Origin of the sequence: Hydrogenimonas sp., from assembly GCF_029933015.1 — a bacterium.
In the GTDB taxonomy this organism is placed as follows: domain Bacteria; phylum Campylobacterota; class Campylobacteria; order Campylobacterales; family Hydrogenimonadaceae; genus Hydrogenimonas.
Map to the genome: position 1 here is coordinate 1 of NZ_JAOZOZ010000072.1, position 7,806 is coordinate 7,806.

Consider the following 7,806-nt stretch of genomic DNA (forward strand, 5'->3'; position numbering starts at 1 on the left):
GAAACGCGCCGGAAGCGGAAAGCTCTCTTTTTCGAGAATTTTCGCGATCGCTTCGACCTCCTTTTCGATCCGCTCGTCGTAAGCGAGGCGGCATTCGGGTTTTTCCCGCTCGTAAACCTCGATCACCTTTTTAAAAAGTTCTTCTATGCCCGTTTTCTCTTTCGCCGACGTGGCGACACCGGGAACACCCGTGATTTTTCCGAATTTTTCCGTATCGATGGCGCCGCCGAGTTTTGTGACTTCGTCGTACATGTTGAAAGCGATCACGATCTTTTTTTCGAGCCGACACAGTTGCAGGGTCATATTGAGATTCCGTGCCAGAGCGTTCGCGTCCACGACGTTGAGAATCACATCGTAATCCTCCCGAAGCAGATAGTTTTTCGTCACTTCCTCCTCGGGGGTGTAGGTCTCCAGCGAATAGATCCCCGGCAAATCGATCATCTCGATTTGGTAGTCCCCTCGTGTGAGCGTGATCTTCTTGTACTCCACCGTGACGCCGGGAAAGTTTCCCACATGCAGATGGGCCCCGCTGATGGCGTTGATCAGGGCGCTCTTGCCTACATTGGGCTGGCCCACCAGGGCGACTTTGATCGTTTTCACGCTTCCACCTCCACACTGTCGGCTTCCTCTTTGCGAAGGGCCAGCCGCGTATCGCCCGCCTCGATTTCGAAGGTTTGATTCGCCAGCGTATGATTGAGAAGCCTCACTCTCTCGCCCTTGACGACCCCCAGGGCGTGAAGACGGCTTCTTATCGCTTCGTTTTTTGCCCGGATTCTCCGTATCCGGGCCCTTTTTTTCAACGGCAGTTCACTCAAACTCATGCTCTCTTCTCCTTTCGCTTTTTTCTCTCTTTTTCCAGCCGGACGCCGCCCAGCGAGACACCCAGCAATCCAACGGTGGTGCCGTTGTGCAAGACGGCCGTCGCCAGCGGCGAGAGTCTGCCCAGTACGGCGCCAAGAAGGATCATCGTGTTGATCCCGACGGTGGCGCCGAAATTGGCGTGAATGAGCGAAAGCGTTTTGACGGCCAGTTCCTTGGCTTCGGCCACCCCTTCGATATCGTCTTTGAGAAGCTCGATATCGGCGCTGACCTTGGCGATATTGGCCCCTTTGCTCATGCAGACACTCACGTCCGCCCGGCTCATCGCCGGCGCGTCGTTGATCCCGTCGCCGACAAACGCCACCTTCGCACCCTCCGATTTGAGGCGCTCGATGATCTGCGCCTTCATGGTCGGTTTGAGGTCGGCGTAAACTTCGTCGATACCGGCCTCTTCGGCGATCCGTCTGGCTTTGGCTTCGATGTCTCCGGTGAGCATCACCGTCTTTTTGACGCCGAGTTCCTTGAGGCGCGCGACGACTTCGGAGGCGTTCTCCCTGACCCTGTCGCGCATGCCGACGGTTCCCAGAAGTTTGCCGTCGTAGGCGACATAGAGAATCGTCTTGCCCTCCAGAAGGCACGCTTCGATCTTCTTTTCGTGGGCCGAAAAGTCGATACCGCTGTCCTCTTCGAGGAAATGGCGGCTGCCGATGAGCACCTCCTTGCCGTTGACTTCGGTCTGTACGCCGTGGGCGACGATGAATTTCACCTCTTCGTGGTGCATGTGCGAAAAACCCCGCCGCTTGGCCTCTTCGACGACGGCATGGGCGATCGGGTGGAAATGGTGCTCCTCCGCGCTCGCGGCGAGGTTGAGCAGATCATCCTCGCTCCACGCTTCGTCGAAAGTCGAGACGCTCACCACTTCCAGCTCCCCGTAGGTGAGGGTGCCGGTCTTGTCGAAGACGAAGATATCGGCCTCCGCGAGGGCTTCGATGGCTTTGGGCCCTTTGATCAGGATCCCCTCCCGCCCCGCATAGGCGATGGAGGATTTGAAAGCCACCGGCGTCGCCAGCTTGAGCGCGCACGAATAGTCCCCCTGAAGCACCGAAGCGACGGCGGACCAGTCCCGGTTGATCATCCAGGCGACACCGGCAAGCCCCAGTGTCACGGGCACCAGCTTGTCGGCAAGCCGTCTGGCCCGAAGCTCCACGGAAGATTTTTCGTTGAGCGTCGCCAAAATGTACTCTCTGATTCTGGCCGTCGCCGTTTCGGAACCGACCTTTTCCGCCCAAATCTTGATCTCCCCCTCGACCACGACGGTCCCGGATATGACCCGGTCGCCCCGTTCACGCAGCACCGGTTCGCTCTCGCCCGTCATGGCGACCTGGTTGATCGTCGCGCTTCCTTCCACGATGTGGCCGTCCACGGGAATCGTATCCCCCGTCGAAACGACGACGATATCCCCGATCTTCAGATCTTCGACGGCGACTTTGACCGTTTCCACCTTGCCGCTTTCGCGCTTTTTCTGAACCCATGCCTCCCTGATCTCCGATTTGGCGAGTTCGGCAAGAAGCTCGTTGCTGCGCTGTTCGCTGCTCTCTTCGATATACTCCCCGACCTCCAGAAGAAAGTTCGTGCCGTTGGCGGCGAGGTAGTCCTTGCGTGCCGTACTGACACCCACGGCGGTCGCTTCGAGCACCCTCGAAGTGAGTCCTTCGGTGAAGAGCTCTCCGATGGCGTCACGATAGAGCGGCGAAGAGGCGAGCAGGGTAAAGAGAAGTTTCGCCGGATCGCTCGGTACCGCCTGGGCCAAAGCCAGCGCCCCGGCGGAGCGGACGATGCCGCTTTTTGGAGGTCGTTGGCGAAGCATCGCCTCGTCCAGCGCGTCGAGCGGATAGCGGGAGGGGTCGAAACGCTCCAGATGCGCTTCGATCTCCCGGATATCGGCGCCGTCAATGTAGAAGACGATGCTGCCCGCCGCTTCGGCGAGCCGCACATTTTTGACACCGCGTATCGCTCTTAGTTCGTTCAGCCAGGCTTCGTGATTGAAACGGCGTTTCAGGCACTCGCACCGGTAACGAAGTCTGTGCTTCGACCGATGGAGCGGACGGAATCGTTCCATCTTTCTATCCGTTCTCTTCTTCGATTTCCGCTTTGGCGTCTTCGTAGCGCTCTTTCATCTCCTCGATACCGGCCTGAAAGAGGGTCGTCGCTTTGGCGATCATCTTGAAAATCGTCTTCTGGGCGTTTTCGTTGGTCAGCAGATAGGCGCCCGCCGCACCGATCAGCGCACCTTTGACGAAGTTGGCGGTATCGAAACCGTCCAGCAGGCCGCTGCCGACGGGGGGTGTCTGCGACGGCGCAGGGTTGGCCGCGTAGTAGGGGTTGGATGCGGCGTTCTGCATCGCCGCGGCCCTGGCGAGCGGATTGGCGTACCCGCCCCCCGCGCCGCCGTAGCCTCCGCCCATGCCGCGCATGCCGCCCTCTTGTCCCGCGCCGAAGCCGTAGCCCGTCCGGGCGCCGCCGGCACCGTAACCGCCCGCCGCACCGGCTTGTCCGTAACCCGCGCCGCCAAAGGCGCCATACCCGCCCGACGCTCCGGGCCCACCCTGTGCCGAGCCGTTCCTATCGGCTCCGTAGCCACCCTGGGCATAGGCACCCCCCTGCGGTGCGCCGTTTTGCCCGAAGCCCCGAGCGCCTTCATTCATGCCGCCGCCCTCTTCGTTCCGGTAGCCGCTATTGTTACCGTTTGCGCCTTCGCCGTTGCCCGTCATGCCGTTTTGGTTGGTTTTATTCTCCATCGTTTTCCTCCTTCTTTTTTATGGTTCGTTCGATCTTTTCCGCCGCCTTCTGCGCGGCATAGACACCCAAAAACCCCGCGCCCACGCCAAGCATGGCGCCAAGGTAGTCTCTTTGCCCCAGCGCATTGGCGCACCAGACCGCGCTCGAGGCGGCGATGCCGCCCTGCACGGCCAGACGCGAAGTCTCCAGCAGGGCATCCGAGCCGGAAATTTCACCCTTTTGATACCTGTCGTAACTCATGGATCCGCCGAAAACGGCCGAAAAAACCGTTCCGCTGACCAGATAGCTTGTGACGCTTCGTTGTTCGATCGTATCGATCATCCTTTTTCGCCTTTCGTCTTCGCTTTCTCCCCGCTTTTCGCGGTAGCTTCGGGCTTGTCATCCTCTTTGGTGACGCATTCGGCCGTTTTCCTGACCTTCTCCTTGATCTCTTCGGCCACCTCTTTGGCCTTTTGCGCCCCCTCTTTGACGCCTTCGGCGATCTTCTCTTTCTTGTTTACGGCGACAACCACGGCGGCTCCGGCCACCACTCCCATCACAAACGGCAACATATCGATACTCCTTCACTTCTTTCACAGGCCATGCCCGTCATCTTGAAGGCAACAGTCCGCGGCATCTACGCCGGGCTCTGCGCCACCTACTTTTCGCTCTTTTTTTCGGCTTTCTCTTTCTCCTCTTTTTTGCCTGAAACCCACTTCACAAGGGCCCCGCCCACGACGACGCCCAGCGTAAAAGGTATCCATTGCATCGCTTACGCCTCCTTGTCGTTTTTTGCGAGCTCCTCCAGGAGCTTCGGAATCAACACGGCACCGGCCGCACCTGCGGCCAGGCCGCCCCAGAAGGCCAGGTTGGTATTGGAGAGAAACTTCATCACTTCGCTCTGGTCGATCTCTCCCGCGGCAGCCCTTTTCATGAGATTTCCCACTTCCGAAAGTTGCGCGAGTATGCTTTCGTCGGCGATCTGGTGGCTCGAATAGGTCGAATAGATCGCGTCGATATCCACCGGCGCGGCACTGTAGCGCTGCACGCACTGTCTGAAGGCGGGCAGATGGTGGTCGCGCGAAGCGGCCTGAAGCCGGTAGAGCACATCCTGGATATCGGGGTACTCGCGGGTATACATCAGCAGATTGTCGTACATCAGAACGTTGTCGATCTCCGCGGCGACACCCACTTCGCAGCACTCCACCAGCGTGGGGGGCAGTTCGATCTTTTCGTACCAGTTGTCGACGGGTTCGGGGACGCCGTACCTTCTTAGCAGCGGTTCCAGCGCGCTGTAGTGACGAATCTCGGCCTCCATGATATTCACGAAAGGATCGACGGGTCCGAAGGTGTCGATCGTCTTTCGGTAGGTTTCGTAAGCGTGAAACTCGTCGTAAATGGCGATTCTGAGCACCTGGTGCAGAATCGGTTCGTCGTATTGGGGATCGACCCGCAGGCCGACCAGCAGATCCTCGTCGTAGTTTGTCATCTTTTTTCCTCCTTTTTGTTGTTTGATACCGCCATTACAGGCCGTCAGCCGTTCATCCGTATCCTCTCGAGGCACGCTTCGATATTTTCACCGTTCACCAGGTCTTCCCACAGATCTTTGGGGAGCTTCCGGTGATCGTAGTGGATCGTAACGGAACCGTTGAGCGGGTTGAGGCGAATCTTTTCGATCCCCTCGATACGCTCGGGGATCTCTTCGATATGCTCGATACGAAGGCCTTCGACCTTTTGGGTGATCTTCGGATCGACCCGGGCGCGAAGCCTGCCTCTGGTGTGCGAAAGTATCGTAAAGCAGGCGGCGATACGGGCCAGCTCCTCTTTTGAAATCTTCATCTGTCTACTCTTCCTCCTTATCGATGGTTTCGATGGTCTCCAGATATTTCCTGTCCGCCGGCTCGAGCAGCATCAGCCTCGAGGAGTTGGCCATGATGCCTACCGTGTGGCCGATATGGATCGCCGCGGCGGCGGTGGGAGAGAGCCTGTCCATCATCGCGAACGCCACGCCGGCGATGTTGGTGGAGGTGCCAATCCAGAAATTCTGATGCACCACCTCCATCGTTTTTTTGCTCAGGTCATAGAGTGCGACGATATCCCAGGGATGGGAGTGGCTCACGGCGATGTCGGCCACCTCGATGGCCGCTTCGTTGCCGCTGGCCGCGAACGCCACGGCCACATCGGCCCGGCTCATCGCCAGCGTGTCGTTGACGCCGTCTCCGATCATGACCACGTTGTCGTAGCGCTCTGCGAGCGCCTCGACGGTGGCCGCCTTGTCCCGGGGGGTCTGTTCGGAAAAGACCGCATCGAAACCGAATCGTTTCGCGAACGCTTCGGCCACCCTCTTTTCATCGCCGGTCAACAAAACGATCTGCCGAACGCCCCGATTTCTTAGGTCTTCGATCATGCGGCGCGTTCCGGGGCGCACTTCGTGAATCACGCCGAACAGCCCCAGCAGCTCCCTGCCTTCGGCGACATAGACGACGGTTTTGCCCTCTTCGTGAAGCCGCTCCGACGCCTCCCTGAACGGTTTGACGGAGATTTTGTAGCGGGCCATCATCCGCGCGTTTCCCACGATGAGACGGCGTTCGTCGCCTTTGGCCACGACGCCGAAACCCGGCAGCACTTCGATCTCCCACGCCTGGGAAACCTTCTGGCCCTTCTCTTCCGCTTTTTTGACGATCGCCCTGGCGATGGGGTGGGTGTTTCGGTATTCGGCCGCGGCGGCAAGACGCAGCAGTTCCGCTTCGTCCAGGTCGCCAAGAATCACGATATCGCTCACCAGCGGCTCGCCCGTGGTGAGGGTGCCTGTTTTGTCGAAGCAGAAGACCTCGCTCTGGCTCACCTTCTCCAGCGCCTCGCCGCCCTTGATGAGGATCCCCTGTTTCGCCGCCACCGCGATGCCGCCGCTGATGGCGGTACTGGCCGCCAGGACCGTCGAGCAGGGGCAGGACATGACGATCATGACCGAAAAGGCCGAAAGCCACGATCCGGTGACCAGGAAGGTGGCCACCGTCATGAAGCTTCCCAGCTTCAGGAGTTTCGAGGCGAGGCGGTCGGCTTCCACTTCGCTGGGAGATTTGACGGCAAGGGCCCGTTCCACCTCCGACATGACCCGGGCGATGTAGGTCCCCTCCCCGAGCGCCGTGGCTTCGATATACAGACGCCCGTCGCGGCAGACCGTCCCGGCGAAGACCTTGTCGCCCTTTTGCTTGAAGGCGGGCTCGCTTCGGCCGTTGATGATCGATTCGTCCACTTCGCCCTCGCCCTTTTGCACGACGCCGTCGACGGGAATCTTTTCGCCGGCTCTGCAGACCACGACATCCCCCGGGCGGACCTTCTGCATCTGCACTTCCAGTTCGGCGCCGTCGACGAGCACGAAGACCTTTTTGACATCCAGCTCGACCAGGCGGTGGATCTCCTCTTTCGAGCGGTTGGCGATGTACTCTTCAAGCAGCATGCCGCCCCGCAGAATGTAGATGATCTCGAACGCCGCCGTCGCCTCTCCCAGCCCGATCGCCATCATCAGCGCGCCGCTCATGAAGGTCTGCAGGGTAAAGCGTCCCTCCTTGATATCTTCGTAGGACTCTCTCAGAAGCGGCAAGGCAGCGTACACCGAAACGGCGGCGACCAGAGAGAGCGGCGACGCCGCGACGGCGACGCCCAGGATCGACTCCTTTACAAACAGATAGAGCGCAAAACCGCTAAGAAGACCGAATTCGATCAATTTTCGACGAAAACTTCCGGGTTCCTGCCGTTTTCTTTCGCAGGAGACGCAGCTGCCTTCGATCCCGCATGCCGTGGCGGCGGGAGCGGAAACGGAAGTTTTGGGAAAAAGCGTTCGCAGACGCGCCATCAGGCCCGCTTCGTCGATGCGGTCTCTCCTGTAGCGGAGCACGATGGAACGGCACGCCCGGTTGGCCCTGAAAGCTTCGAGATCGTTTTCGAAGGCCTTTTTCACCTTTTCAATGGCGCTCTCTTTCGCAAAATGTACGGATTTGATCCGAAGGCGGTTTCCCGCTCTGCTCTTTATTACGAAATCGTCATTCATCTTCTCGCTCCATCAATCTTTCGTGACATTATGGAACCGATGCCGTAAAACGGAACTTAATATGAGAACCATTATCATATTAATACTATCTTAAGAAAAGATGGCGTTTAATTGCAGTGTATCTTTTTGATATTGAATCTCATATTCACAAGGAGCCG

At 58.8% G+C, this 7,806-nt stretch carries 9 protein-coding genes; all 9 read right to left on the reverse strand.

The genetic code is table 11. The features are described 5' to 3' along the window. Nucleotides 1–600 (reverse strand): FeoB small GTPase domain-containing protein (locus Q1K23_RS06110; protein ID WP_300363262.1); only part of this gene is annotated, 600 nt, incomplete at its 3' end. Then, the gene (locus Q1K23_RS06115) at nucleotides 597–821 is read right to left on the reverse strand and encodes a FeoA family protein (RefSeq protein ID WP_300363263.1); all 225 of its coding nucleotides are present in this window, start codon (nucleotides 819–821) and stop codon (nucleotides 597–599) included. The genes Q1K23_RS06110 and Q1K23_RS06115, both read right to left, overlap by 4 nt. Continuing rightward, nucleotides 818–2,938, reverse strand: coding sequence for a heavy metal translocating P-type ATPase (locus Q1K23_RS06120; protein WP_300363264.1), 2,121 nt, complete (start codon nucleotides 2,936–2,938; stop codon nucleotides 818–820). The genes Q1K23_RS06115 and Q1K23_RS06120 overlap by 4 nt, the downstream gene beginning before the upstream one ends. A gap of 4 nt (nucleotides 2,939–2,942) precedes the next feature. Further along, complete coding sequence (locus Q1K23_RS06125; protein WP_300363270.1) at nucleotides 2,943–3,284, reverse strand: YtxH domain-containing protein; 342 nt, start codon at nucleotides 3,282–3,284, stop codon at nucleotides 2,943–2,945. 322 nt (nucleotides 3,285–3,606) lie between these two features. Continuing rightward, nucleotides 3,607–3,939 carry a hypothetical protein gene (locus Q1K23_RS06130; RefSeq protein WP_300363265.1) on the reverse strand — a complete coding sequence of 111 codons (333 nt, stop codon included), beginning with the start codon at nucleotides 3,937–3,939 and terminating at the stop codon, nucleotides 3,607–3,609. After that, the gene (locus Q1K23_RS06135) at nucleotides 3,936–4,169 is read right to left on the reverse strand and encodes a hypothetical protein (protein WP_300363266.1); all 234 of its coding nucleotides are present in this window, start codon (nucleotides 4,167–4,169) and stop codon (nucleotides 3,936–3,938) included. Before Q1K23_RS06135 ends, Q1K23_RS06130 begins: the two co-directional genes overlap by 4 nt. 200 nt (nucleotides 4,170–4,369) lie before the next feature. Further along, nucleotides 4,370–5,086: a DUF2202 domain-containing protein gene (locus tag Q1K23_RS06140; protein WP_300363267.1), complete on the reverse strand. Its 717-nt coding sequence runs from the start codon at nucleotides 5,084–5,086 to the stop codon at nucleotides 4,370–4,372. Between the two features lie 44 nt (nucleotides 5,087–5,130). After that, entirely contained in the window at nucleotides 5,131–5,436 is a 306-nt protein-coding gene (locus tag Q1K23_RS06145; RefSeq protein ID WP_300363268.1) for a hypothetical protein, read from the reverse strand. Nucleotides 5,437–5,440: 4 nt separating this feature from the next. Further along, nucleotides 5,441–7,648 (reverse strand): cation-translocating P-type ATPase, encoded by a 2,208-nt coding sequence (locus tag Q1K23_RS06150; RefSeq protein WP_300363269.1) that lies wholly within the window; start codon nucleotides 7,646–7,648, stop codon nucleotides 5,441–5,443. Between the last annotated feature and the right edge of the window lie 158 nt (nucleotides 7,649–7,806).

Coding starts and splice junctions, on each gene's coding strand:
- Q1K23_RS06115 (WP_300363263.1), bottom strand. CDS start 821: ATGAGTTTGAGTGAACTGCCGTTGAAAAAAAGGGCCCGGATACGGAGA.
- Q1K23_RS06120 (WP_300363264.1), bottom strand. CDS start 2,938: ATGGAACGATTCCGTCCGCTCCATCGGTCGAAGCACAGACTTCGTTAC.
- Q1K23_RS06125 (WP_300363270.1), bottom strand. CDS start 3,284: ATGGGCGGAGGCTACGGCGGCGCGGGGGGCGGGTACGCCAATCCGCTC.
- Q1K23_RS06130 (WP_300363265.1), bottom strand. CDS start 3,939: ATGATCGATACGATCGAACAACGAAGCGTCACAAGCTATCTGGTCAGC.
- Q1K23_RS06135 (WP_300363266.1), bottom strand. CDS start 4,169: ATGTTGCCGTTTGTGATGGGAGTGGTGGCCGGAGCCGCCGTGGTTGTC.
- Q1K23_RS06140 (WP_300363267.1), bottom strand. CDS start 5,086: ATGACAAACTACGACGAGGATCTGCTGGTCGGCCTGCGGGTCGATCCC.
- Q1K23_RS06145 (WP_300363268.1), bottom strand. CDS start 5,436: ATGAAGATTTCAAAAGAGGAGCTGGCCCGTATCGCCGCCTGCTTTACG.
- Q1K23_RS06150 (WP_300363269.1), bottom strand. CDS start 7,648: ATGAATGACGATTTCGTAATAAAGAGCAGAGCGGGAAACCGCCTTCGG.